The sequence below is a fragment of the Halorussus pelagicus genome, assembly GCF_004087835.1.
GTDB lineage: Archaea > Halobacteriota > Halobacteria > Halobacteriales > Haladaptataceae > Halorussus > Halorussus pelagicus.
On sequence record NZ_CP035119.1, the window covers coordinates 2,390,034 to 2,411,238 of the forward strand.

The following is a 21,205-nucleotide window of genomic DNA, read 5'->3' on the forward strand; positions in this document are numbered from 1 at the left end:
CGTTCCCCATCGTCGCGCTACCGTTCGACTTCCGGATTATCCACGACGCGCTCGCGCTGACGCCGAAGTCGCTCCGGCGTTTCGGCGTAGACGTGTTCGAAGATGGCGTCCACGTCGAGACCGGTGCGGGTCTCGACTTCGGCGACGGCCTCCGCGACGCGCTGGTCGGCCCACTCTCGGAGTTTCTCCTCGTCGGTCGCCGACCAGCCGTGAGCGTCTTCTAAGAACTCGCGGGTGCGCTCGACGGGGTCCTTCTGTCGCCATTTTTCGACTTCTTCGTCGTCGCGGTACTTCGAGGGGTCGTCGGTGGTCGTGTGGGCACCCCGCCGGTACGTGACTGCCTCGATGAGGCGCGGTCCCTCCCCGGACTTCGCGGCGTCGAGGGCGTCCTCGACCGCGGTGTACACCGCCAGCACGTCGTTGCCGTCCACGCGGACGCCCTCGAAGCCGTAGGCCTGTGCTTTCTGGGCGATGGTCGCGGAGGCGGTCTGGCGCTCGCGCGGCATCGAAATCGCCCACTGGTTGTTCTGGCAGAAAAAGACCGTCGGCGTCTCGAAGACGCCTGCGAAGTTCATCCCCTCGTGAAAGTCGCCTTCGCTGGTCGCGCCGTCCCCGAAACTGACGAGCGCGGCACAGTCGTCACCTCGATAGTCCGCCGCCATGCTCACACCGACGGCGTGAGGGAGTTGGGTGGCGATGGGGATGGTCGGTGGGAACGTCCGGAGCGTAGCGGGGTCCTCGCGGTCCACGTAGTTGCCCTTCCCGAGCAGGTGGACCAATACGTCTTCGAGCGCGAGTCCGCGAGTCAGGTAGATTGCGTGGTCACGGTACGTCGGGAAACAGTAGTCGTCGTCCGCGAGGGCGTACGCCGCGCCGACCTGCGCGGCCTCTTGGCCCTGAAGCGGTGCGTAGGTGCCGATGCGGCCCTGTCGGTGGAGCGCGACCGCTTTCTCGTCGAACGTCCGGGCGAGTACCTGTAGCCGGTAGAGGTCGATTACGGCCGACTCCGAGAGTTCGGGGTCGGTGCCTTCGTTGACGGTGCCGTCCGGAGCGACGACGCGGGTCACGTCGGGTGCCTGTATTGCCATAGTATCCATCACCGACTTCCATGACAAAGTGGGCGTCCAGCATTATAAAGTATTGTTGGGGAGACAAAATGTCTGGAGATGGTCGGCGTGTTTAAAAGAACGCTGGGAATTTCCGACGAGGGGCGCGCAAAACGCGCCGTCGAGTGACGAACCGTCGGAATTTTCGATTCGAAACGCTTACTGTCGGCCGAAGTTCATGCGGTGGTATGACACAGTGGATCGGCGAGACGTTCACCAGCGACGCCGGGTGGAACCACTTGGAGACGCTCGTTAACATCGGCGACCGGATGGCCGGGAGCGAGGGCGAGCGCGAGGCCGCCGAGCGCACGCGCGACGCGCTCGCAAGCGTCGGCGCGCGAGACGCCCGACTCGAAACGTTCGACGTGCAGGGCTGGGCCCGCGGCGACAGCGAGATTCGCGCTGGCGACACGACACAGGAGTCCATCGCGCTCCCGCGTAGTCCCGACGCGAGCGCGACGGGCGAACTCGTGGACCTCGGCTACGGTCTCCCCGCCGACTTCGAAGAGACCGACATCGAGGGAAAGGTCGTGATGGTCGCCTCGAACGTTCCGGACTACTACGACCGGTTCATCCACCGACGGGAAAAATACTACTACGCCGTTGAGGGCGGCGCGGCCGCCTTCGTCTTCCGGAACCACGTCGAGGGCTGTCTGCCGCCGACCGGAAGCGTCGGAACCGGCGAGGACCCCATCGGCGACGTTCCCGCCGTCGGGGTCTCGAAGGAGGTCGGGTCCCGACTCTCGCGGCGCTGGGAGGGCCAACAGGTCGAGGTACGCGTCGAGGCTGACATCGACGACGCGACGAGCCAGAACGTCCACGCGGAACTGGGTCCGGACACCGACGAGGAGGTGCTTGTCACCAGCCACGTCGATGCCCACGACATCTCCGAGGGCGCGATGGACAACGGCGCGGGAACGGCGATGGTCGTCGAGATGGCTCGGTCGCTCGCGGCCCGCGAGGACGAACTCGATACGAAGGTACATTTCATCGCGTACGGCTCCGAGGAGGTCGGTCTCGTGGGGTCGGGCGTTGACGCCGGGAGCCGCGACTTGGACTCCATCAAGGCCATCGTGAACAACGACGGCGTCGTCCGCGGGCGGACGCTCACCTTCCACACCCACGGCTTCGACGCGCTCGACGCCGCGGCCGAGCAGTTGGGCGAGGACTTTAGCCATCCCGTGAAGACCATCCCCGAGCAGGGTCCCCACAGCGACCACTGGCCATACGTCAAGTGGGGCGTGCCGGGCTATCACGTCATGAGCGAGACCGGCGACGAGGGCCGCGGGTGGGGCCACACCTACGCCGATAGCTTGGACAAACTCGAAGTCCGGGACCTCCGCGAGCAGGCGATTTTGCTGACCGAACTGACCGTCCGCCTCGCGCGCGAGGAGTTTTCGGTGGCCCGCAAGGACCCCGAAGAAATCGCTGCGGCGCTCGAAGACGAGGACCAAGCCGAGGGCATGAAGATTATCGGCGACTGGCCCTACGACGAGTAGACGACCCACCGTACGGCCGCGACGCGGACTCCGTACCCTTTTGAGGGATGGTGACCAAGTGGCCGCCAATGGGTAGCGCGAACGACGAGGGCGTCGGAACTGCGACGCTCGGCATCGCTGGCGATGGCGCGCTCGCCGACGAGATACGCGACGCGGTCGAGACCGACGCGGCCGCGGTTCGCGGCCCGGCAAGCGAAGTCCTCGCGGCCGACCCCGCGGCGGTCGTCGCGGTCGGCGAGACCGCTCTGCTCGCGCTCGTCCGCGAGCGCGCCGCGGTGCCGGTCCTGCCGGTCGATGCTGGACCGGGCTACGGTGGCGTCAACCCCGAGGCCGCCACTGCCGCAGTCAAAGCAGTTCTCGCCAACGAGTTCGAGACCGTCGAGCGGTCGGTGCTGTCGGTCTCGGTCGGCGGCGAGCGCGTCGGTCCCGCGCTGGCGGACGTGATGCTCGTCACCTCCGAACCCGCTCGCATCTCCGAGTACGCGGTCCGGTCGCGCGGCGAACAGGTGTCTCGATTCCGTGCGGACGGCGTGGTCGTCTCGACGCCGACCGGGAGCCACGGCTACGGCCGGAGCGCGGGCGGGCCGCTCGTCGAACCCGACAGCGGCGTCGTCGGCGTCGTTCCGGTCGCACCGTTCGCGGTCGATTTCGACCACTGGGTGGTGTCGGCCGAGCGTCCCGTCGAACTGTCGGTCGAGCGCGACGAAGGCGAGGTCTCGCTGTCGCTCGATGACCGAGAAGTCCGTGCGGTCCCGCCCCACACACCGGTTGAGGTCGTGGCAGACGGCGCGCTCGAACTGGTTCGGGTGGCCGAGAGCCGACCGTTCTTCGAACGCTGACACGCGGACCGACGGCCGGGAGCGGTGGCGCGGGCGGGCGTTCGACGCGCTCGGAAATGAAGGTTTAATACGACGCCTTCACGAGTATCCAGTATGGAACCGCTGTCACTGCTCGGACCGATTGACACGCTCTTCGCGGACATCATCGAGTACGTGGTGTTCGCCCTCGTGTTGGTCAATATGGGCACTCGCTGGTGGGCCTACAGGGACTACCGCAAGCAGGCCCAAAGCGACGACTACGACGAGGAACTGAGTCGCAACTGGCTCCACGAGGTCTCGAACGTCGTCCTCGTTCTCGGGTCGTTCTACCTGCTGAGCCTCCATCACCACGCCGGGATGGTCCTCTCGACGCTCGTCCTCGGTCTGTTCGTGACCGACTTCTTCGAGTTCGAGGCCCGCGAAGTCGAACTCCGGAGCGACGAGAAACTGTCGAGTCCCAAGGGCGCGCTGAGCGCATCGTTCGTCGTGTTCCTCTACGCTGGCTATCTCAGCGTGTTCTTCGTCATCGAACCCCTCTGGAACTCCGTCATCTGATCGCGGCTTGCGGTCGTTTCTTTCGGTCCATCGCTTCTGGGTAGTCAGTCGTCGGTCTTCGCCCTCGCTGGAACTGCCGAGGCGAGCGACCACCGCTTGTGACGAGTCGCGCTCTCCGAACCGCAGGACACTGCCGCGGACCGCGTGGCCTCCTCGCTCTTCGCGCGACACAGTCCTCTTCACCGTCCGCGACACCGTCCGTCGAACTGCTCGCGTTCGCGTCCGACACTCGACTGCGGCCGACGGCGACGTCCTCCGCGAACGGCACTCTGTGAAGGAGCGCGAGGAGTTCGCCGTCGCCGTGGCTCGGCGTGGACGCGGCCCAGTCGGTCGTCACCCTACTGGGAGACGGTCGTGCGCGGAGGCGACGCGACGTGCGTCGCATCGGCCTTACGAGACGACGACCCGACCCCGCGACTGCGCGCGGGCGGCGCTAGCGAGGGAGGAAAACGAAAGAAATCGAACGGTCGATTCTACGACGATGCTTCGCGCAGTTGGTCGAGCGCCGGAAGAACGACCCAGAACGTCAGTACGCCGAGGATGGTGAACCACATCATCGCCTCCCGGAGCATGATGGCGGCTTGCCCGTACATGTCCAGATTACCGGGAATCTCACCGAGAAGCTGCGTGTCCTCGAACCCCGGCGTGGTGTACCACCCTGACAGCACCATCCAGACGAGACCGCCGCCCGTCAGGATACCGAATCCCTTAATGAATTCGTCAGCCATTGTTTGTTGGTTCGTCGGAGTCGTCTTTAGGTTTTCCCATTCCCTCGGCTCGGAAGCGAGTCGCAAACGCGTACACCGTCGCGCCCGCGGCAATCATCGCCACGCCGAGAATGGCCAGCGGCAGGTCCATCTCCGACAGCGAGAGTCGGGCCTGTCGTGTCGCGGTGTCGAGGACGATGAACCCGCCCACGACGAACGCCACCGCGAACATGGTCGAGAACACCGTCACGGCCTTGTAGAGCCTGAGCGGTACCTCGACTTCGCGTGCGCCAGTCTCCTCGTCGTCGGTGTCGTTCGTGCTCGAATCCATAATAAAAATCGTGACGGCGTTACTTCGGCGGCCGGAGCCGGTAGTACCGGCGGTTGAGGTCGTACATGTACCCCTCGCGCATCGACTTCAGCACCGCGTACGTGATGGTGCCCACGATGGGCGGCACGAGGAACGTCAGGTCGAACAGCAGGTGCGGGTCGACGGGGGTGAGGTTCTTCGCCGAGTAGATGCTGATGGTCCACGCGAACGCGAACCCAGTCATCCCGACCGCGGACCAGAAGGGCTGTTCGACCGGTCGGCGTGCGCTTCCCTTGTTCAGGAACGGGACGATGGCGACGATGCCGACGACGACGACGTTTGCAACGACGCCGTACGCGCGGTCGGACAGCAGCTTTTGGCCGCCGAGAATCGCCAGCTCAGGGTTGAGCGGGCCGAGCTTCAGCAGGCCGAACGACCAGTAAAGGTACCAGTCCGGCAGGATGACCGCCGGAGTCGAGTTCGGGTCGGCCGGAGCGCCGAGGTGCGGCGGGAGCGTCGCCGAGAGGAAGATGATCATCCCGACGAAGAAGCTCGTCAACGAGAGGTTCCGAATCATCTCGTGAGGCCACACCGGGAACGCCAGCACGTCACGCTCGACGTAACTGGACTCCTGTCGGAGGTCTTGGTCCTCTCGACGTGCGCGCTCGAAATACTCGTAAGTCAGCCGGGAGAGACCCTGTGTACGCTGCTTGCGCTCGCTCCACGTCGGGGTCTCGTCGTCCGGCGGGACAATACCAGTTCCGCTTCCGTCTGTCTGTGGTTCTTCGTCTGCCATGATTTAGTGGGGTTCCGCGATGCCCTGAATCCACACGATAGCGATGTGGACGGCGATGAGCGTCGTTACGACGAACGGGAGCAGGAAGACGTGGAAGATGTACATCCGCTGGAGCGTCGGTTGCCCGAGGCTGAACCCGCCGAAGACGAGTAGCGCGAGCCACTCGCCGATGAGCGGTATCGAACGGGCCATCTCGACGCCAATCTGTCCTGCCCAGAACGCCAGTTGGTCCCACGGGAGAAGGTATCCCGTGTATCCGAACACCATCGTCAGGCTGATCAGGATGATGCCGATTATCCAGTTGAGTTCGCGCGGTTCCTTGTACGCTCCGGTGAAGTAGACTCGAAGCATGTGCAGGAACACGGCGGCGACCATCACCTGCGCCGACCATCGGTGGATGGACCGGAGCATGAAGCCGAAGTTCAGGTCGGTCATGATGAACGCCAGTTGATTGTACGCCGTCGTCGGGTCGCCCGTGGTCGCCGGTGCGTAGTAGAACCCGAGTAACGCGCCACTCAGCGCCGCGACGACGTACGCGATGGTCGAGAAGCTACCGAGCGCGTACAGCGGGTACCAGTACCAGAACTTGTTGTCCAAGTTGTACTGCTCGGTGTGACTCTTGGGCATCTGCATGTTGACCCTGTAGTACAGGGTCTCCAGAATCTCGAGATAGTCAACGACGCGGAATCGCTTGTCGAGCCAGATGAGAACCGTCAGGAACGTCGTCTCCACTGGCGACAGGTTCCGCTCCCGAAGCCATTCGCCGTGGTCGTGGTCGTCCTTGCGTTCGAGACTCATTGGTCACTCACCACCCGGTCGCGGGAGCGCGACGAACGACTTTTTGATGATGTTGAACGGGTCGTACACCGACTGGTGACACTGGCAGTAGATCATGTCCTCTGCGCTGGCCACGGACGACCCTGCCAACCCTTTGAACGTTGGGACGCAACAAAAGTGCGTGCATTTGTTCAGGTTTGCGATAAATCCTTCTTCGGTGCTGGCCCCGATCCAGTCGTCTTCTTTGGCCATCTCTTCGATCCGACTGCTACGGATTACCTGAATCGGCATCCGACCGCTCGGCGGCACGTCCTGCGAGCGCCACATTCCTTGTGCGGGCTTACCGAGACCGCTCTGGCCGATGCCGTTGCCCCACGTCTCGTAGTCGCTGAAGTCGTCAACGTGAATCTTGTCGCCTTCGCTGACCGACTCGTTCTGCCAATCGAACTTCGAGTTGCCGGTGTATCGGAAGTAGTTGTCCTGGTCGGCGTCGGGTTGGACGCCGGGGTACGTCTGGACGCCGCAGTACTGGAACCACTCCGAGGAGTAGGTAACGCCGCCCATTTCGGTCTCGGCGACCGTTACCTCTCGTCCGCCCTGATTGACCGTCTTCACTTCTGGCCAGACGCCTTTCAGGTAGCCTTCCGAGTCGATTTCGACCGGAATCTGGGGCATCCCGCGAGGTGCGGGACCGGAGGTGTTCTGCATCGCCATGAACTGAGTGGTCCCACCGCCAGCGCCGGTTTGGGCCGTGGTGGCGTTGACGCCTGCTGCGGCGGCCGTCGCGACGCCCGCGAGGGACGCGCCACCGACGACGCCTTTGACGAAGCGGCGGCGGCCTGTGCTCTTGGGGTATTTGTCGTCTTCTCCTGTCATAGTTATCGCTTGTAGTACGGGTACACTGCCTGTTTGAACTGGTCCCACGCGTCACCGAACGAATCGGTGCCGTGTTGCTGTTCCTCTCGGATGTAGAGGTCTTCCCACTTGCGGCGACGCTTCTTGACGATCATTACGTCCGGGAGGAACTCCTTGCGGTACAGCAGGAGGATGAACGCGAGGTCGATGAAGATGACCGCGAGGACGCCCCCGAGGTACATGTTTCCGATTCCACTGAACCCCCAACCAGTGAGCAGTCCGTAGGTGAACAGACCGACAAACACGACTTCGACCACCGTCAGAAGGACGATGGCGATAGCCGCGGCCGTACTCTCTCGTGGCGGTTCGTAGCGATGAATGTCGCCGTAAGTCGAGCCTGTGGATGACATGGTTAGTTACCTCCGCTCGCGTGCGGTGACTCGCCGTACTTCAGGATGAAGAACGTGTAGACGAGCGAAACAGCCATCATGAGCAAGGCCCCCAGCCCGACGAAGTGGGCCTGAATCGGCACGCCCATGTGTTTGGGGTCCTCCTCCGCGTGTCCACCGCCGCCACTACTCTGCGCGCCGCCTTCCTGTACCGTGATGGAAGCCTTCATTCCGGCGGTGCGGTGTGGCTGGCAGTAATACTCGTACGTTCCGGTCGTCTCGAACGTGTGAGAGTGTTCGTGGCCGGTGTTGTAGGTCTTGGTCTCGCTCCCTGCCGTCCCTTCCCAACCCGCACCGTCGGGTTGGCTATTCACGACGATGTTGTGGTTATCTGACTCCCAGACGAAGTTCACTGTCGTTCCGGGAGCGATGGTCAAATCGGCGGGCTCGTACACGAGGCTCCCGCCGGGACCGACTATCACTTCCTCGGTCGGACCGCCACCGCCGGACGAGCCTCCGCTGGTCGTCGTCGCGTTGGCGGCGGTCGTGGTCTCGTTTTCGGAGGCAGTGGTATTGCCGGACGACGTGGTAGTCGTCTCTTGGGCCGCAGCGGCCGTCGCCCCTGCGGCACCGCCGCCCGCAACACCGGTGGCTGCCATCAGAAAGTCCCGCCTCTTCATACGGTTGAAAGTCAGGACAGGACTTGCTTAAAGCCACCGATGCCGCCGGACGGGGGTCTGGGCGGCCGACGCGCCGAGTATGGGTCTAGTTCCCACTTTCGGACCGCGGGGAAACGTCCGTATCGGGTGCGTCGTCGCCCGTCGAACCGCCCGCGTCGCCGACCGCATCGGGCGACTCGTCGTCGCCGTCCGGCAGGAAGTCGGGTCGCTCCTCCTCGTCCAAGCCGACTGCCCGGAGGCGGTTGCGGTACTCCTCGGCCCGGAACCGGTCGGAAAGTCGGGCGTTGGCCACCAGCAGGAAGACGAACACGCCGAAGAAGAAAAACCCGAACGCGGCCACCGCGGCGACGAGCGGGAGACCGAGGGCTATCCACGACACGAACAGCGCGACGCCAGCGAGGACGTGGGCCGCGGCGATAACCTGCATCAGTTTGTTGCCCAGTTGCCCGGAGCCTTCCGGTACCTCCGCGGGGTCGGGAAGCACCTCGCCCTCGGGCATCTCGGGCACCTCGTAGCTCTCCATCGAGGCCAGCGCCACCGAGGGTTTCACGTCTCGGAGGACGGTGCCGCTCCCCTCGACAGTGCCGTCGGGGTAGACTACTGCGTACCCCTCGTCGGAGTACGCCAGCAGTTGTGGCTTGCCGTTCCGTTCGATGCGCTCGACGACGGCGAACACGTCTCGGTCGGCGACTCGACTCTTGAGGTCGGCCTCCACCCTGTCGAGCAGGTCGCGGCCGGTAATCCACGAGTCGTGGTCGAAGACCGCTTCCCACTCCTCGTAGGACATTTCGGCCATGTCTTGGGGGCCGAACTCCTCGAAGTCGTACTTCTCCTCGACTTCCTCGGAGGTGAGTCGGTCGCGCTCGCCCGCGTCGGCGGGGCGGTCCGGGTTCTCTCGGTCCTCCTCGGGGTCGGGTCGGCCGCTCGCGTCGGCCTCGCTCGGCGAATCGACCGGTCGTTCGCCCGCCGGGTCGTCCGAGGCGTCGGTCATTGTCCGGAACTCATACCTGTAGCGGTATAAGCGCCGCGACGTAGCCTCGGCGGTCAGGGCCGAAGCACGCTCAGAACGGCGTCCATTCGTGCGGTTGGTCGCGCAGGCCTCGCACTCGCAGTTCGCTTTTGCCGTCGTCGCGCTCCCGAACGTCCACTTTGGCGTCGCAGAGTTGGGCCATGGTGCTGACGACCTTCTCGTCCTGCGTGGCCGGGTCGATGAGGAACACGCCGAGACCGTCTGTCGCGGCGATGCGCCCGCTGATCGTGTGGATAAACCGCGAGACCGTCTGAAAGTCGGCGTACATCAACAGCGTCGAGATGGAGTACAGACCCGCCCGGACGCGCTCGGTGCCCGACCGGTGGATATTCTGGTAGAGTCCCGAGAACTCGATGCCGATACCCGTCAGGTCGCCCGGACTCGACACCGTCTCGACGCTGTCGGCGAACTGGCCTCGACCGGGTCCCGAACTCACGCAGTCCACGACGCCGACGGGCGAGCCTCCGAGGTTGGTACAGAGACCGTCGCACTCCGAGAGAACCTTCCCGCTCGCCTTGTCGGTGGAGACGAGCAACATTCCCTCGCCGCGGTCGGTCGCGTCGGCGACCAGACGGAGCGCGAGACGGCGCGCGCCGCCCATCGTGGGACCGGCCACGAGCAGGTTCGTTCCGGGTTCGATACCGCCGAGCGGCAGGTCGGCGGCGAACTCGTACAGCGCGACACGCTCGTTGCTCATCGTCGTCCTCCTTCGCCGTCGTCCTCGGGCGGGTCCGCGCGGTCCTCGTGCAACTCGGACAGTTCGTAGTGCAGTTCGAGAATGTTCATCGCCACGTCCGCCAGCGTGGCGAGAAACTCCCGGTCGTCGTCCGAGAAGGTTCGCGGTTCCTTGCCGTAGGCACACAGCGTCCCCACGGTCAACCCGTTGTCAGTCGTCAGGTCCGCGCCAGCGTACGAGCGAATCCCGAGGTCGTCTAACTCTTCGTTGTCCGCGAACCGCGGGTCCTCCGTCACGTCTTCGATGACGGCCACCGGGTCGTCCTCGACGATGGCGTAGGTGCAGACGGAGTCCTCCCGTTGGATCGGGGTCCAGTCCGCGCCGTGACAGGCCAGAAACTCTTGGCTGTGTTCCTTTATCAGGCTGATCGACGACATCGGCACGTCGAGATGTCGGGCGGCGAGGTCGGTGATTTTCCCAACGTCGTCCTGTAGCGCCTCGGGGTCGAGGTCGTAGGGGTCGAGCGCGGCGAGTCGGTCCGTTTCGTTCTCTGGGAGCGGATACGCCGTCTGCGCGCGAAACGACGCGGTGAAATCCACGACGTTCCACAACTGGTCGGCGGCGTTCGGCGCGTCCTTGGGGACGTACTCCACGACGGTATCGCCGAACTCGTCGGTGGCCAGTTCTTCGCGGTCGGCCGCGGTGTAGACGATGCAGGCGACGCTCGGCCGAACGTCCCGGACGCGCGTGGCGAGTTCGAGACCGGTCCCATCCGGCAGGTCGTGTTCGGTTACGACGCAGTCGGCAGCGCGTTCGCACAACAGTTTCTCGGCCGCCGAGAGCGATTCGGCCGCGACCAGCGTCGGCTCGTCGCCCGCGGCCCGAAGTCGGTCCAGCGTCTCCTCGCGGGCCGACTCGTCGGGGTCCACGAAGATGATGATGGGTCCGGACATTTGGTTCGTTCGTCCGAACTGTGGTTCCTCCGCCTGATTAAGTTTGCTACAAACTATCCCGAAGGCAACCAGTCGCGGCAAGGTCGGAATCTAGTCGGGAGCAGCGCGAGACCGGTTTCGCACCGCTTAACCACCCGCGTTCCCAACCGCCGTCCATGGTCAGCGAGACGGTGGTTGCGGCTGGGGTCGCCCTCGTCGTCACTGCCAGCCTCCCGTTTTACCTCTACGGCGCGTGGTACATCCTCGACCAAGAGGTGGTTACGTGGGACGTGCTGATACACCACCTCAAGTTCATTACGGTCGGACTCCTGTTGACGGGGGTGCCGATGGTGACGTGGATGCTCCCGCGCTTTTTCGACCAACTTGGGGGATTCGCGGCGCTTCACGCCTTCCTCGGCATCCAAGCCTACGCGATGTTACTAGTCGCGCTGACGGGCATCGTCCGCATCTTTCAGGTCAAGCGCCAGCACGACCTCTACGAGACCGACGCGGCCGACCGCGACGTGGACATCAGCGAACTCCACGAGAACATGGGCGCGTGGCGCGGGCGACTCCGCGTCGGCGTCGTGGGCTACGTCCTCTTTTGGGTGCTAGCGTGGATCGTCGGGATGGCACGATTCTTCATCGACTACGTGTTGTACTGAATCGCGCGCTCCGATTTCCGGGTCGCTACGATTCCGTGGTTGTCTTACACGCTTCGCCGCCCGTCGTTGAATAGTACCCCACGCTCCCCTGCTCGTACTCGACGATGAGTCGGTGACACTTGTCGTCCTCGTAAGTCACTGAGTCGGCGGCGTCGGTCCCGAGAACTCGCGTCGTGACCGTGACCCGTCCGCGCTCGCTCGGCAGGTCGTTCACGACCGGAACCGGTTCCTCTTCGGCGGGCGCGACGGCGTGGGTCTCATCGTAGACCGTCTCGCCGTCGGCCTCGATTTCGAGGTCGAATCGGCGCGAGCTGTTGCTCTGGTTGATTAACCGTAGCTCTGCGACGCGGGCGGACGGTTCGGAGTCACCGAGACAGCCACTCAGCGAGAGGGTGGTCCCGGCGGCCAGCAGGAATCGTCTTCGGGTGAACATCGTCTCTGGCAGTGAACTACCACGCCTCGCCGCTGGCGAGGTCCACCTCGTGGTCAAGTTTCGAGGACGGACAGACGTTCTCCAGCACGCAGTCGTCACAGTCGGGGTTTCGCGCGGTGCAGGTCGCCCGCCCGTGACTGATACAGAGGTGCGTGAACTGTTGCCAGTCGTCCTCGGGGACGATACCCATCAAGTCCTGCTCGATGTCCGTCGGGCGTTCGTCCTCCGTGATACCGAGACGCCGCGAGAGGCGCTGAACGTGGGTGTCAACCACGATACCCTCCACCACGTCGTGGCCGTGCTGGAGCACGACGTTTGCGGTCTTGCGCCCGACGCCTTTCAGTTCGGTCAACTCGTCCATCTTGTCGGGGACTTCGCCGTCGTACTCCTCGATGAGGGTTCGGGCGGTAGAGACGATGTAATCGGCCTTGCTGTTGTGGTACGTAATCGAGCCGATATCCTCGGAGAGTTCGTCAACGTCGGCTTCGGCGTACTCCCCGACGGTCTCGTACTTCTCGAAGAGGTGGGCGGTCTCCTTGTTTACGCGCTCGTCGGTACACTGCGCCGAGAGCATGACCGCGATGAGCAGTTCGAGGCGGTTCGAGAAATTAAGCGAGATTGTGGTGTCGGGATACTCCTCGTAGAGGCGTTCGACGACCTCCTCGGCTTGCGCTTGGCGGCTATCGAGTGGCGTTCCCATGTCCGTTCGGTGGCGTGCGCGGGGTTTGAATGGTTCGCTACTCGCTCGGACGCTGAAGTCGAATCCGCGAAAAGCCACTATCGGAGTACCGAGAGTTTTAACCACCACAACCACCCCCGTCCAAGCATGAAGGCGACCGCGAAAGCTCACCCCATCCAAGGACTCGTTAAATATCACGGGATGCGCGACGAAGACCTGCGCCTCCCCTATCACGACTCCATCAGCGTCTGCACCGCGCCGAGTCACACCAAGACCACCGTCGAGTTCGACCCGGACCTCGACGCCGACACCTTCGTCGTCGGCGGCGAGAAGTTGGAGGCCCACGAGGCCGACCGCGTGGCCAACGTCGTCGCGGAGGTCCGAGCGCGCGCCGACGCCGACCACGCCCAGTATCCCGTCCGACTGGAGAGCGAGAACTCCTTCCCGTCGAACGTGGGTCTCGGTTCGTCGTCGTCCGGATTCGCCGCCGCGGCGATGGCGCTGGCGGAGGCCGCGGACCTCGACGCCACCCGGCCCGACATCTCGACCATCGCGCGCCGCGGGTCGTCCTCGGCCGCCCGCGCCGTGACCGGCGGGTTCTCGGACCTCCACACCGGACTCAACGACGAGGACTGTCGCTCCGAGCGCCTCGACAGTCCGCTCGAAGACGACCTGCGAATCGTCGCGGGTCTCGTCCCCGCCTACAAGGAGACCGAACACGCCCACCGCGAGGCCGCCGACAGCCACATGTTCGAGGCGCGACTCGCGCATATCCACGACCAGCTCGCGGAGGTGCGTGACGCGCTCCGCGAGGGCGACTTCCAGCGGGTCTTCGAGACCGCCGAACACGACTCGCTGTCGCTGGCTGCGACGACGATGACCGGTCCCTCCGGGTGGGTTTACTGGAAGCCCGACACCATCGAGATTTTCAACGCGGTCCGCGAACTCCGCGACGAGGGCGTGCCGGTCTACTTCTCGACTGACACCGGCGCGAGCGTCTACGTCAACACGACCGCCGAACACGTCGAACGCGTCGAGGAAGTCGTCGCCGACTGCGGCGTCGAGACGATGGTCTGGGAGGCTGGTGGCCCGGCCCGGATTCTCGACGAGAGCGAGGCGCTGTTCTGAACCGAACGCCGTCTCAGAGGCCCACGTAGTCCGTCGCTCGCTCGACGCAGGCATCGACCACTTCGGTTTCGAGCGTCCCCTGCCAGCGGTCGTGGTCTAAATCGTCGTGGTCCGGAGAGGCGAACCCCCACGTCACGACCTTGCTGTTTTCGGGCATTCCTCCGCGAATCCAGTCGTCGTCGCGCAGTTCGAATCCCTCGTCGTACCACGACTTCGAGGTGAGCGTCAGCGCGACGTACTGCTCGCCGTAGAACGGATGCGACTCGTCCGAGACGATGAGCCACGGGCGAGCGTGCGTGCTGTTGTCGAACGGGTCTTTTTCCGTAGACAACGTCGCCTCGGTCGTAGTTCATTCGTCGTCCTCGTCGCGTTCGGCGTTCGGATGCGGTTCGTCGGGCGCGTGAGCGGCCCACTCGTCGGGGTCTTCCTCTCCGAGTCGGTCGTCGAGAGCGGATGTGGTTCGGAAGTACGCACTGAACGACGCGAGTCGCTCTTCGTCGGCGGTGATGGCCCAGTAGGGACCTTTGTGCCGGACGAGTTCGCGGTCTTCGAGGCGACGGAGGACGTTCCCGATGGAGTTTTTATTCACACCGACCTGCTCGGCGATCTCGGCGGGCTTGAACGCGAGGTCGTCGTTATGGGCGAGAAAGCGGAGGACGCGCTCGCCGTTCGTCATGTCGGCGAGTTCGGTCTCGCTTTTCTCTTCGAAGGTGTCGATGTCGATAGACATGAGTGGATAGACGTAACCTATCGTAATACGTGTTACTGACGTACAGATGTAACCATGTACGCAATGTAACTCAGCTCTCGCAGTTGCTTCGCCAACCGTGACCTATCGGCGTCTCCCCCGCACTTCTAAGCCCCCTCGCTCCCTAGCCCCGACAGAATGCGAATCGCTGTCCTCGGCGCGGGCTACGCCGGACTGGCCCTCGCCCGAAAACTGGAGCGCACCGTCCCCGACGACGTGGAGATTCTGGTCGTAGAACGGACCGGACGCCACCTCGTCCAGCACGAAATTCATCGCGCGATTCGTCGCCCGTCGATTGCCGACGACATCGTGGTTCCGCTAGACGAGGTGCTGGACCGCGCTGAGGTCCGGCAGGCCGAGGTCGCCGAGGTGGACCCTGACGAAAACGTCGTCGCGCTCGCGTCGGGCGAGGAAATCGACTACGACTACGCCGCGGTCTGTCTCGGGACCGAGACGGCGTTCTACGGACTGCCGGGCCTCGAAGAACACGCCACGCCGCTCAAGACGCTGGACGACGCCGAGACGATTCGCGCGGGGTTCCTCGACGCGATTTCGGCCGGACGACCCGACGACCCGAGTCGCGTCGTCGTCGGCGGTGCGGGCCTGTCGGGCGTGCAGGTCGCGGGCGAACTCGCGGCGTTCGCCCGCGAGGAAGGCGAGAGCGAGTCCGTCACCGTCACCCTGCTCGAACAGTTGGACGAGGTCGCGCCCGCGTTCCCCGAGAACTTCCAATCTGCGGTCCGCGAGCAGTTGGAGACCCGCGATGTGGAGATTCGGACCGGTACGGCGGTCTCCTCGGCGGACGACGAGGCCATCGAACTTGACACCGGCGAGCGAATCGACTACGACCAGTTTGTCTGGACTGGCGGCATCCGCGGTCCCGACGCCCTCGGCGGCGAGCGCCCCGCGGTGAAAAACACCCTGCGACTCGGCGACGGCACCTTCGTCGTCGGCGACGCGGCCCGCGTGGTGGACGCCGACGGCGAACCTGTCCCGGCGAGCGCGCAGGCCGCGGTCCGGGAGGCCCGCGCCGTCGCGGAGAACGTCGCCAGCCTCGTGGCGTACGACCGCGAGGGCGACGATATGTTCGAACCGCGACTCGAACCCTTCGCGTTCGACTCGCCGGGGTGGCTGGTCTCCATCGGCGACGGCGCGGTGGCGCAGGTCGGTCCGACGGTTCTCACCGGCGCGGCCGCGAAGGCGCTCAAGACGACCGTCGGCGCTGGCTACCTTTCGTCGGTGGGTGCGATACGGAACGCCGCGGACCTCGTGGGAGAAGAGTTGGGATACGAAACGTAGTCGGCCTACAGTCCGGGCACGCCGAGCGCGCCGGTGGCGATGAGACCCACCGAATTGAGCACGACCAGCACGACCCAGACCGTGATGTAGGCGACGAGCGCGATACCGAGCGCCTTCCCCCAACCGCCGGGGTAGCGCGCGTTGATGACGTACACCCACGCCAGCAGGCCGAGGACGGAGCCGACGAGGCCGCCGACGATGGGGATGATGCTGAACAGCCCCGCGACCAGCCACCAGACGAGCGCGCCGACCAGCGCGGTCAGGATGGCGTACTCGTAGTCGTCTCGGTCGGCGATGACGCGCGCGCCGACGTAGATACCGAACGCCCCGATGAGGAGGCTCACGACGAAGCCGATGACGAAGTTCAGGAACCCTACCATGTGTCCGTATTTGCTTCGAGCGACCATTTATATGTAGCGTCTGTCGGTCGCGGACGGGGACCGCGGCCGCGACGGGCGTCCGGCAGGTCTCACTCGCTGAGACGGTCGCGCCTCGCGCTCACCGCGTGCGCTCGTCGGTTTCGAGGTTCATCTCCGTCTCGTCGGCGTCGCGGTCGGCGGAGGTGCGCTCGCTCTCGTCGCCGGTCCGCGCGCGCTCGATTCGCTTGCGCGCGCTCTCGGGCGTCTCGGTTTCGAGTAGCGCCTCGACCTTTCGCTCGAAGTCCGTCTCGCTGAGGTCGCCACGCGCGTATCGCTCGCGGAGCGTGTCGAGCGCGTCCTGTTTCGACTCCACTTCGGCGTCCTCAACTCGCTCGGCGCTCCGGCCGGACTCGTCGTTTTGCTGTGCCGTCGCGGCCCTGCCGTCGTGGCGGTGGCGTTCGCCCGTGCCGTCGTGGCGGTGGCGTTCGCCCGTGCCGTCGTGGCGGTGGCGTTCGCCGGTATCGTCGTACCGGTCGTATTCGCCAGTCTCGTCGTGTCGCTGATGCTCCCTCGTGCCGAGCCATGGGTCGTACTCGCCCGTGCCGTGGTCCCCGGTCAGGGTCGCCACTATCGGAACGAGGACCGCAAACCCGATGACGAACACGAGCCAGAAGTCCTCGACGCCCAGAAAGAGCGCACCGAGACCGGCACCGAGGATTCCGAGTGAGGTGAGTCCGACGAGCGCGTTCTCGTGAGACTCCGTCGGGTCGTTCATGCAGACTGCTACCACCGACGACGTTAAAAAGGTTGTAATCTCTCGGACACGACGAATTCTGTTGGGTACCCGGCGTCAATGGGTTTAAGTTTATACGCCGACCTTCGGAGCGCATGGCACGCGAGACTGCGTTCGTAGACAAAGCACTGGCGGGGGCGGTCGGTCTCGCCGCCGGAGTCGTTATCGGTGCCCACGCGCTGCGCCGCTACCGGCGCACCGGGGGCACGACGATTATCTGCACGGAGTGTGGCGAAGCGCTCCCGGTAGACGACGTGCTCGACCCGACGGTAACCTGTTCCTGTGTCGCACCGCGGGACTCGCACGGCTTCTGGTAGCGAGGCGTTTTCCCGGTTCGTGCCCAACGACCCCGCATGGACGATTCGGACCTGCGCGAGCGACTCGAACAACGACTGATGAGCCACGGCGTCTACGTCACCGACCTCACGACCGACGAGGGGACGCTCCGCATCGAGTACGAGACGGCCTCGCCGGGCGACGGCGTGCCCCACCGCGAGGTCGGCCGCGTCCTCAATCGCCTGCTGGCGCTCCACGAGGAAGGATGGGACCCTCTCGACGTTCGCGCCGACGTGTCGAGCATCGAGGAGGAGCCGCGAGGGACGTGGCGGGCCGACGCCGAGTGGTTGACCGCCCACGCTCGCGGCGACCTCTCGGACGTTGACCTCTCTCAGCGCGTCATCGACACCATTGAGGAACCCTGAGCCGTGGTTCCGTCCTCGCTCAGTCGAGAACGTCCGCGAGCGCGTCCATCGCGCGCTCGACTCGCTCGGCGTCGGCGTTGTACCCCATGTGCCCGACCCGAAGTACGTCGTCGGCGAGGTCGCCGAGACCGGTTGCGAGGGTGACGCCGTGGCGGTCGGCCAGTTTCTCTTGCAGGTCGCTCGCGTCTCCATCCACTTCGAACGCGGTCACGGTCGGCGAGCGGAGCGCCTCGTCGGCGGCGAACGGGTCGAGACCGAGGTCCCGGCCGCGCTCGCGGCACCGAGCGGCGACCGCCTCGTGGCGGTCGTAGACGCTGGCGAGACCTTCCTCAAGCAGTCTATCGAGCGACGCGTCCAGCGCGTAGAGGTTCGAGACGCTGTGGGTGTAGGGCAGATGGGGAGCCGAGCCGTCCGAAATCTCGATGTCCCGCCACGGTTCGAGGCTGGTGTAGAAGGTGTTCTGCTCGATATCTTCGACTCTCCCCCACGCGGCGTCGCTGACCGACAGCGTGGTCAGGCCCGCGGGCGAACTGAAACACTTCTGGGAGGCTCCGAGACACACGTCGATGTTCTCGGTCGGGACCGGCGCGCCCCCGAGCGACGAGACCGCATCGACTATCGTCAGGACGCCCGCGTCCTGCAAGATGCCCAGAATTTCGTCGAAGTCGTTCAACACGCCGGTCGGCGTCTCGCAGTGGACCATCGTGGCAACTTCGAAGTCGCGCTCCGCGACTAGCTCTTTCACGGTCTCTACGTCGAATCTCGCGTCGAAGGGCACGTCGTGGAGTAGCGGGTCGCCGCCGTGGGTCTCCACGAAGTCCGCGAACCCCTCGCCGTAGATGCCGTTGGCCAGACAGAGGACTTCGTCGCCGGGTGCGACCAGCGACGCGACGGCCGTCTCCAACCCGAGGATGCCCTCGCCGCTGAGGACCACAGTATCGTCATCGGTGTCGTACACCCGCGCCAGTTTGTCGAGCAGGTCTCGGTAGAACGTGCCGAACTCTGCCTCCACGTCGGGGTTGACCGGCGGGCGACCCATCGCGTCCAGTACGTCCGGCGGAACGGCGGTCGGTCCGGGCGTCATCAGCAGTTCGTCGTCGTTGGTCATGAGGTGGTTTGGCACTCGGCGCGGTAAAGAGGCGTCGTTTGCGCGGACGACGAAGCGGGTGTGCACTCCGAGGGCACGACCGTAGAAGTGTTAACGTCTTTCAGTGCCTATCGACCGCTATGGAACCGACTTCGAGACGGCGGTTCGTGGCCGCGGCAGGTGTCGCGCTGACCGGGCTGTCGGGATGCATCGGGGGACTCACCGCGGAGGGTGTCGAGGGGCAGGATGGGGAGTTGCAGGACAGTCGAGCGGGAGCGCAGGGGACGACCACCGCGAGCGAGCGCGTCGGCGGGATTCCGCTCCGTCCATCGGCGCTCCCGGTCGAGTACGACCTCGCAACGCTCCGCGAGGAGGTCCTGTCTGGCGGTCCGCCGAAGGACGGCATCCCGTCGATAGACGAACCGACGTTTCAGGACGCCGAGCAGGCGGATTCAGAGTTGCGCCCCGAAGACGTGGTGTTCGGTCTCGTTCGGAACGGCGAGGTCAAGGCCTATCCCCAGAAGATTCTGGTCCAACACGAGATAACCAACGACGTGGTGGGCGGCGAGCCAGTTTCGGTGACTTACTGTCCGCTGACCGGGACCGCGATGGGGTTCCGGCGCGGTGAGACCACCTTCGGGGTGTCGGGGAAACTGGTGAACAACAACCTCGTGATGTACGACCGAGAGACCGACAGCCGGTGGCCCCAAATCCTCGGGACCGCGATTTCCGGCGAGTTCGGGGGGCGGTCTCTGCAGGAGTTTCGACTCGTCTGGACGACGTGGGAAATGTGGAAGGCGACCCATCCCGAGACGCGAGTCCTCTCGACGGACACCGGGCACGTCCGCAACTACGAACAGGACCCTTACGGTTCCTACGTCCCGAATCCGTCGGGGTACTACGTGCGGGACTCGACGCTGTTCGCGCCGCTCGGGGAGGACGACCGCCTGCCGAACAAGCGGGTCGTTCTCGGCGCGCGGCTACCGGAGTCGGAGTCGCGGCTCGCGTTCGAGAAGCCCGCGCTCCGAGAGGCGGGCGTGCTGTCCGGTTCGGTCGGTGACGCCACCCTCCTCGGGGTCTACGACCCGAGGCTCGACACGGCCTACGTCTACCGGAACCCGACTGGCCGGTCGTTCGACTACGACAAGGGGCGGGCCGTCGCCGACGACGGGACGCGCTACGAACCCGCGAACCTCCCGCTCGACCGATTCTACGCCTTCGACGCGATGTGGTTCGCGTGGTCGGGGTTCTACCCGAGTACGGAGGTCGTGACGGGATGACGGGCGTCGAAGAGATGCGACGGAGAGTCGGGGTGGTGACCTAATGGCCACCGAGACGCGCTCGCGCGGTCCGGTCCGCCGGACCGTCTCCCGGACGGAGTTCGCGGTCCGGGCGTCGCTCGGGCGGCGCGACGGGGTCGCGGTGTTCGCGGGCGCGACGGCGCTCTATCTGCTGGCGTATCTCTGGCTCGGCGACCTCCTCGCGTTCGACGGAAGCGGTGAGGTCGGGATACTCGTCGCCGAGAATCCGCTCGGACGCCTCTTCCAACCGGCCAACAGCGCCCTCTCTTTCGAACCGGTCGCGCTCGTGGAGTTCGGGTTCGGCACGTATCTGTTCTCGCTGAACACGCTCCTCGGTCTCGGTATCGCACTGCTGGTCGGGGTGAACCTCGCGGTGACGTACCTCGCGTGGCGACAGCCGAAGGCCTGTGGCATCGCCTCGTCGTCGTCCGGTCTGCTGGCCGGGGTTCCTGCGCTATTGTCGGGTGCGGCGTGCTGTGGCCCGGTTGTCCTCGTCATCTTCGGCATTCAGGCGTCGAGCGCGATGCTGACCGTCTTCCAGTGGTTGGTTCCCGTCGCAATCGTCCTGCTGGTCGGGAGTCTGCTGTGGGTCGGTCGGAAGGTAGACCCCGCACTGGCCTAACTGCGGGAGAGGACGAGCGTCGCCGCGACTCCTGCGAGTCAGACGAGGACGGCCACGTACGCTCCGCGACATTCCTTCACCGACTCGGCGTCGAAACCCGGAGTCGGCGCGTCGTGGACCGCAGGGTCGCCGCCGTGCATCTCCACGAAGCCCGCGGACCCCTCGCCGAAGATGCCGTTGGCGAGACACAGCACCTCGTCGCGGTCTTCGACCATGAGAGTGGTTGGCACTGGAGTGCGTGAAGAGCCGTCGCTTCCGCC

The 21,205-nt window shown here is 65.1% G+C and carries 29 protein-coding genes; 10 read left to right on the forward strand and 19 right to left on the reverse strand.

The window, feature by feature from the left end; genetic code table 11:
* Window positions 1-17: 17 nt before the first annotated feature.
* Window positions 18-1,097 carry a pyruvate dehydrogenase (acetyl-transferring) E1 component subunit alpha gene (pdhA, locus tag EP007_RS12085; RefSeq protein WP_166035564.1) on the reverse strand — a complete coding sequence of 360 codons (1,080 nt, stop codon included), beginning with the start codon at window positions 1,095-1,097 and terminating at the stop codon, window positions 18-20.
* A gap of 197 nt (window positions 1,098-1,294) precedes the next feature.
* On the opposite strand from pdhA, the gene EP007_RS12090 reads away from it, so the two are divergent.
* The 3 genes from EP007_RS12090 (at window position 1,295) to EP007_RS12100 (ending at window position 3,978) form a co-directional block, all read left to right on the forward strand.
* Window positions 1,295-2,605, forward strand: coding sequence for a M28 family peptidase (locus tag EP007_RS12090; RefSeq protein WP_128477894.1), 1,311 nt, complete (start codon window positions 1,295-1,297; stop codon window positions 2,603-2,605).
* A gap of 68 nt (window positions 2,606-2,673) precedes the next feature.
* Complete coding sequence (locus tag EP007_RS12095) at window positions 2,674-3,444, forward strand: NAD(+)/NADH kinase (RefSeq protein WP_166035566.1); 771 nt, start codon at window positions 2,674-2,676, stop codon at window positions 3,442-3,444.
* 93 nt (window positions 3,445-3,537) lie between these two features.
* Window positions 3,538-3,978: a DUF7313 family protein gene (locus tag EP007_RS12100; protein WP_128477896.1), complete on the forward strand. Its 441-nt coding sequence runs from the start codon at window positions 3,538-3,540 to the stop codon at window positions 3,976-3,978.
* A gap of 473 nt (window positions 3,979-4,451) precedes the next feature.
* Here the strand turns inward: EP007_RS12100 and EP007_RS12105 are convergent, their stop codons facing one another.
* The 10 genes from EP007_RS12105 to EP007_RS12150 all read right to left on the reverse strand — a co-directional run bounded on the left by EP007_RS12105 (window position 4,452) and on the right by EP007_RS12150 (window position 11,151).
* Window positions 4,452-4,706 (reverse strand): DUF7314 family protein, encoded by a 255-nt coding sequence (locus EP007_RS12105; protein WP_128477897.1) that lies wholly within the window; start codon window positions 4,704-4,706, stop codon window positions 4,452-4,454.
* A complete protein-coding gene (locus EP007_RS12110; protein WP_128477898.1) occupies window positions 4,699-5,016 on the reverse strand; it encodes a DUF7315 family membrane protein in 318 nt (105 codons plus the stop codon). Before EP007_RS12110 ends, EP007_RS12105 begins: the two co-directional genes overlap by 8 nt.
* 19 nt (window positions 5,017-5,035) lie before the next feature.
* A complete protein-coding gene (locus EP007_RS12115; RefSeq protein WP_128477899.1) occupies window positions 5,036-5,791 on the reverse strand; it encodes a cytochrome b family protein in 756 nt (251 codons plus the stop codon).
* A gap of 3 nt (window positions 5,792-5,794) precedes the next feature.
* Window positions 5,795-6,589 (reverse strand): cytochrome b, encoded by a 795-nt coding sequence (locus EP007_RS12120; RefSeq protein WP_128477900.1) that lies wholly within the window; start codon window positions 6,587-6,589, stop codon window positions 5,795-5,797.
* Window positions 6,590-6,592: 3 nt separating this feature from the next.
* Window positions 6,593-7,444: a ubiquinol-cytochrome c reductase iron-sulfur subunit gene (locus EP007_RS12125; protein WP_128477901.1), complete on the reverse strand. Its 852-nt coding sequence runs from the start codon at window positions 7,442-7,444 to the stop codon at window positions 6,593-6,595.
* Between the two features lie 2 nt (window positions 7,445-7,446).
* Complete coding sequence (locus EP007_RS12130; RefSeq protein ID WP_128477902.1) at window positions 7,447-7,833, reverse strand: DUF7318 family protein; 387 nt, start codon at window positions 7,831-7,833, stop codon at window positions 7,447-7,449.
* 2 nt (window positions 7,834-7,835) lie between these two features.
* Window positions 7,836-8,471 (reverse strand): plastocyanin/azurin family copper-binding protein, encoded by a 636-nt coding sequence (locus tag EP007_RS12135; protein ID WP_243700381.1) that lies wholly within the window; start codon window positions 8,469-8,471, stop codon window positions 7,836-7,838.
* Window positions 8,472-8,577: 106 nt separating this feature from the next.
* Window positions 8,578-9,483: a DUF7319 domain-containing protein gene (locus EP007_RS12140; protein WP_208023494.1), complete on the reverse strand. Its 906-nt coding sequence runs from the start codon at window positions 9,481-9,483 to the stop codon at window positions 8,578-8,580.
* 70 nt (window positions 9,484-9,553) lie between these two features.
* The gene (locus EP007_RS12145; protein WP_128477904.1) at window positions 9,554-10,219 is read right to left on the reverse strand and encodes an RAD55 family ATPase; all 666 of its coding nucleotides are present in this window, start codon (window positions 10,217-10,219) and stop codon (window positions 9,554-9,556) included.
* A complete protein-coding gene (locus EP007_RS12150) occupies window positions 10,216-11,151 on the reverse strand; it encodes a GAF domain-containing protein (RefSeq protein ID WP_128477905.1) in 936 nt (311 codons plus the stop codon). The genes EP007_RS12145 and EP007_RS12150 overlap by 4 nt, the downstream gene beginning before the upstream one ends.
* Before the next feature lie 155 nt (window positions 11,152-11,306).
* Between EP007_RS12150 and EP007_RS12155 the strand changes: the two genes are divergently transcribed.
* Window positions 11,307-11,795 carry a DUF7321 family protein gene (locus tag EP007_RS12155; RefSeq protein WP_128477906.1) on the forward strand — a complete coding sequence of 163 codons (489 nt, stop codon included), beginning with the start codon at window positions 11,307-11,309 and terminating at the stop codon, window positions 11,793-11,795.
* 25 nt (window positions 11,796-11,820) lie between these two features.
* Here EP007_RS12155 and EP007_RS12160 read toward each other — a convergent pair whose 3' ends face one another.
* A complete protein-coding gene (locus tag EP007_RS12160; RefSeq protein WP_128477907.1) occupies window positions 11,821-12,228 on the reverse strand; it encodes a hypothetical protein in 408 nt (135 codons plus the stop codon).
* Window positions 12,229-12,244: 16 nt separating this feature from the next.
* On the reverse strand, window positions 12,245-12,928 hold the full coding sequence (nth, locus tag EP007_RS12165; protein ID WP_128477908.1) for an endonuclease III: 684 nt from the start codon (window positions 12,926-12,928) through the stop codon (window positions 12,245-12,247).
* Between the two features lie 126 nt (window positions 12,929-13,054).
* Here nth and mvaD point away from each other — a divergent pair, with 126 nt between their 5' ends.
* Window positions 13,055-14,035 (forward strand): phosphomevalonate decarboxylase MvaD, encoded by a 981-nt coding sequence (gene mvaD / locus EP007_RS12170; RefSeq protein ID WP_128477909.1) that lies wholly within the window; start codon window positions 13,055-13,057, stop codon window positions 14,033-14,035.
* Window positions 14,036-14,048: 13 nt separating this feature from the next.
* Here mvaD and EP007_RS12175 read toward each other — a convergent pair whose 3' ends face one another.
* Window positions 14,049-14,366 (reverse strand): type II toxin-antitoxin system PemK/MazF family toxin, encoded by a 318-nt coding sequence (locus EP007_RS12175; RefSeq protein ID WP_243700382.1) that lies wholly within the window; start codon window positions 14,364-14,366, stop codon window positions 14,049-14,051.
* 18 nt (window positions 14,367-14,384) lie between these two features.
* Complete coding sequence (locus EP007_RS12180; protein ID WP_128477910.1) at window positions 14,385-14,765, reverse strand: MarR family transcriptional regulator; 381 nt, start codon at window positions 14,763-14,765, stop codon at window positions 14,385-14,387.
* 156 nt (window positions 14,766-14,921) lie between these two features.
* Here EP007_RS12180 and EP007_RS12185 point away from each other — a divergent pair, with 156 nt between their 5' ends.
* Window positions 14,922-16,082, forward strand: coding sequence for an NAD(P)/FAD-dependent oxidoreductase (locus EP007_RS12185; RefSeq protein WP_128477911.1), 1,161 nt, complete (start codon window positions 14,922-14,924; stop codon window positions 16,080-16,082).
* Window positions 16,083-16,087: 5 nt separating this feature from the next.
* Here the strand turns inward: EP007_RS12185 and EP007_RS12190 are convergent, their stop codons facing one another.
* Both EP007_RS12190 and EP007_RS12195 read right to left on the reverse strand, forming a co-directional pair.
* Entirely contained in the window at window positions 16,088-16,462 is a 375-nt protein-coding gene (locus EP007_RS12190) for a hypothetical protein (RefSeq protein ID WP_128477912.1), read from the reverse strand.
* Between the two features lie 118 nt (window positions 16,463-16,580).
* Complete coding sequence (locus EP007_RS12195; protein WP_128477913.1) at window positions 16,581-17,216, reverse strand: SHOCT domain-containing protein; 636 nt, start codon at window positions 17,214-17,216, stop codon at window positions 16,581-16,583.
* Window positions 17,217-17,329: 113 nt separating this feature from the next.
* On the opposite strand from EP007_RS12195, the gene EP007_RS12200 reads away from it, so the two are divergent.
* Both EP007_RS12200 and EP007_RS12205 read left to right on the forward strand, forming a co-directional pair.
* On the forward strand, window positions 17,330-17,551 hold the full coding sequence (locus EP007_RS12200; protein ID WP_128477914.1) for a hypothetical protein: 222 nt from the start codon (window positions 17,330-17,332) through the stop codon (window positions 17,549-17,551).
* Window positions 17,552-17,587: 36 nt separating this feature from the next.
* Complete coding sequence (locus EP007_RS12205; RefSeq protein ID WP_128477915.1) at window positions 17,588-17,935, forward strand: hypothetical protein; 348 nt, start codon at window positions 17,588-17,590, stop codon at window positions 17,933-17,935.
* Window positions 17,936-17,954: 19 nt separating this feature from the next.
* Here EP007_RS12205 and EP007_RS12210 read toward each other — a convergent pair whose 3' ends face one another.
* Window positions 17,955-19,043 carry a pyridoxal-phosphate-dependent aminotransferase family protein gene (locus EP007_RS12210; RefSeq protein ID WP_128477916.1) on the reverse strand — a complete coding sequence of 363 codons (1,089 nt, stop codon included), beginning with the start codon at window positions 19,041-19,043 and terminating at the stop codon, window positions 17,955-17,957.
* Between the two features lie 119 nt (window positions 19,044-19,162).
* Between EP007_RS12210 and EP007_RS12215 the strand changes: the two genes are divergently transcribed.
* Both EP007_RS12215 and EP007_RS12220 read left to right on the forward strand, forming a co-directional pair.
* Window positions 19,163-20,302, forward strand: a complete 1,140-nt coding sequence (locus tag EP007_RS12215) for a DUF3179 domain-containing protein (protein ID WP_128477917.1) — start codon at window positions 19,163-19,165, stop codon at window positions 20,300-20,302.
* Between the two features lie 43 nt (window positions 20,303-20,345).
* Window positions 20,346-20,945: a hypothetical protein gene (locus EP007_RS12220; RefSeq protein ID WP_128477918.1), complete on the forward strand. Its 600-nt coding sequence runs from the start codon at window positions 20,346-20,348 to the stop codon at window positions 20,943-20,945.
* A gap of 38 nt (window positions 20,946-20,983) precedes the next feature.
* On the opposite strand, the gene EP007_RS17530 is transcribed toward EP007_RS12220, so the two are convergent.
* Window positions 20,984-21,160, reverse strand: coding sequence for a hypothetical protein (locus EP007_RS17530; RefSeq protein ID WP_166035568.1), 177 nt, complete (start codon window positions 21,158-21,160; stop codon window positions 20,984-20,986).
* Window positions 21,161-21,205 lie beyond the last annotated feature (45 nt).

What these genes read in the sequence shown, in the direction of transcription:
- pdhA (WP_166035564.1), bottom strand. Translation starts at nt 1,097, where the DNA reads ATGGATACTATGGCAATACAGGCACCCGACGTGACCCGCGTCGTCGCT.
- EP007_RS12090 (WP_128477894.1), top strand. Translation starts at nt 1,295, where the DNA reads ATGACACAGTGGATCGGCGAGACGTTCACCAGCGACGCCGGGTGGAAC.
- EP007_RS12095 (WP_166035566.1), top strand. Translation starts at nt 2,674, where the DNA reads ATGGGTAGCGCGAACGACGAGGGCGTCGGAACTGCGACGCTCGGCATC.
- EP007_RS12100 (WP_128477896.1), top strand. Translation starts at nt 3,538, where the DNA reads ATGGAACCGCTGTCACTGCTCGGACCGATTGACACGCTCTTCGCGGAC.
- EP007_RS12105 (WP_128477897.1), bottom strand. Translation starts at nt 4,706, where the DNA reads ATGGCTGACGAATTCATTAAGGGATTCGGTATCCTGACGGGCGGCGGT.
- EP007_RS12110 (WP_128477898.1), bottom strand. Translation starts at nt 5,016, where the DNA reads ATGGATTCGAGCACGAACGACACCGACGACGAGGAGACTGGCGCACGC.
- EP007_RS12115 (WP_128477899.1), bottom strand. Translation starts at nt 5,791, where the DNA reads ATGGCAGACGAAGAACCACAGACAGACGGAAGCGGAACTGGTATTGTC.
- EP007_RS12120 (WP_128477900.1), bottom strand. Translation starts at nt 6,589, where the DNA reads ATGAGTCTCGAACGCAAGGACGACCACGACCACGGCGAATGGCTTCGG.
- EP007_RS12125 (WP_128477901.1), bottom strand. Translation starts at nt 7,444, where the DNA reads ATGACAGGAGAAGACGACAAATACCCCAAGAGCACAGGCCGCCGCCGC.
- EP007_RS12130 (WP_128477902.1), bottom strand. Translation starts at nt 7,833, where the DNA reads ATGTCATCCACAGGCTCGACTTACGGCGACATTCATCGCTACGAACCG.
- EP007_RS12135 (WP_243700381.1), bottom strand. Translation starts at nt 8,471, where the DNA reads ATGGCAGCCACCGGTGTTGCGGGCGGCGGTGCCGCAGGGGCGACGGCC.
- EP007_RS12140 (WP_208023494.1), bottom strand. Translation starts at nt 9,483, where the DNA reads ATGACCGACGCCTCGGACGACCCGGCGGGCGAACGACCGGTCGATTCG.
- EP007_RS12145 (WP_128477904.1), bottom strand. Translation starts at nt 10,219, where the DNA reads ATGAGCAACGAGCGTGTCGCGCTGTACGAGTTCGCCGCCGACCTGCCG.
- EP007_RS12150 (WP_128477905.1), bottom strand. Translation starts at nt 11,151, where the DNA reads ATGTCCGGACCCATCATCATCTTCGTGGACCCCGACGAGTCGGCCCGC.
- EP007_RS12155 (WP_128477906.1), top strand. Translation starts at nt 11,307, where the DNA reads ATGGTCAGCGAGACGGTGGTTGCGGCTGGGGTCGCCCTCGTCGTCACT.
- EP007_RS12160 (WP_128477907.1), bottom strand. Translation starts at nt 12,228, where the DNA reads ATGTTCACCCGAAGACGATTCCTGCTGGCCGCCGGGACCACCCTCTCG.
- nth (WP_128477908.1), bottom strand. Translation starts at nt 12,928, where the DNA reads ATGGGAACGCCACTCGATAGCCGCCAAGCGCAAGCCGAGGAGGTCGTC.
- mvaD (WP_128477909.1), top strand. Translation starts at nt 13,055, where the DNA reads ATGAAGGCGACCGCGAAAGCTCACCCCATCCAAGGACTCGTTAAATAT.
- EP007_RS12180 (WP_128477910.1), bottom strand. Translation starts at nt 14,765, where the DNA reads ATGTCTATCGACATCGACACCTTCGAAGAGAAAAGCGAGACCGAACTC.
- EP007_RS12185 (WP_128477911.1), top strand. Translation starts at nt 14,922, where the DNA reads ATGCGAATCGCTGTCCTCGGCGCGGGCTACGCCGGACTGGCCCTCGCC.
- EP007_RS12190 (WP_128477912.1), bottom strand. Translation starts at nt 16,462, where the DNA reads ATGGTAGGGTTCCTGAACTTCGTCATCGGCTTCGTCGTGAGCCTCCTC.
- EP007_RS12195 (WP_128477913.1), bottom strand. Translation starts at nt 17,216, where the DNA reads ATGAACGACCCGACGGAGTCTCACGAGAACGCGCTCGTCGGACTCACC.
- EP007_RS12200 (WP_128477914.1), top strand. Translation starts at nt 17,330, where the DNA reads ATGGCACGCGAGACTGCGTTCGTAGACAAAGCACTGGCGGGGGCGGTC.
- EP007_RS12205 (WP_128477915.1), top strand. Translation starts at nt 17,588, where the DNA reads ATGGACGATTCGGACCTGCGCGAGCGACTCGAACAACGACTGATGAGC.
- EP007_RS12210 (WP_128477916.1), bottom strand. Translation starts at nt 19,043, where the DNA reads ATGACCAACGACGACGAACTGCTGATGACGCCCGGACCGACCGCCGTT.
- EP007_RS12215 (WP_128477917.1), top strand. Translation starts at nt 19,163, where the DNA reads ATGGAACCGACTTCGAGACGGCGGTTCGTGGCCGCGGCAGGTGTCGCG.
- EP007_RS12220 (WP_128477918.1), top strand. Translation starts at nt 20,346, where the DNA reads ATGGCCACCGAGACGCGCTCGCGCGGTCCGGTCCGCCGGACCGTCTCC.
- EP007_RS17530 (WP_166035568.1), bottom strand. Translation starts at nt 21,160, where the DNA reads ATGGTCGAAGACCGCGACGAGGTGCTGTGTCTCGCCAACGGCATCTTC.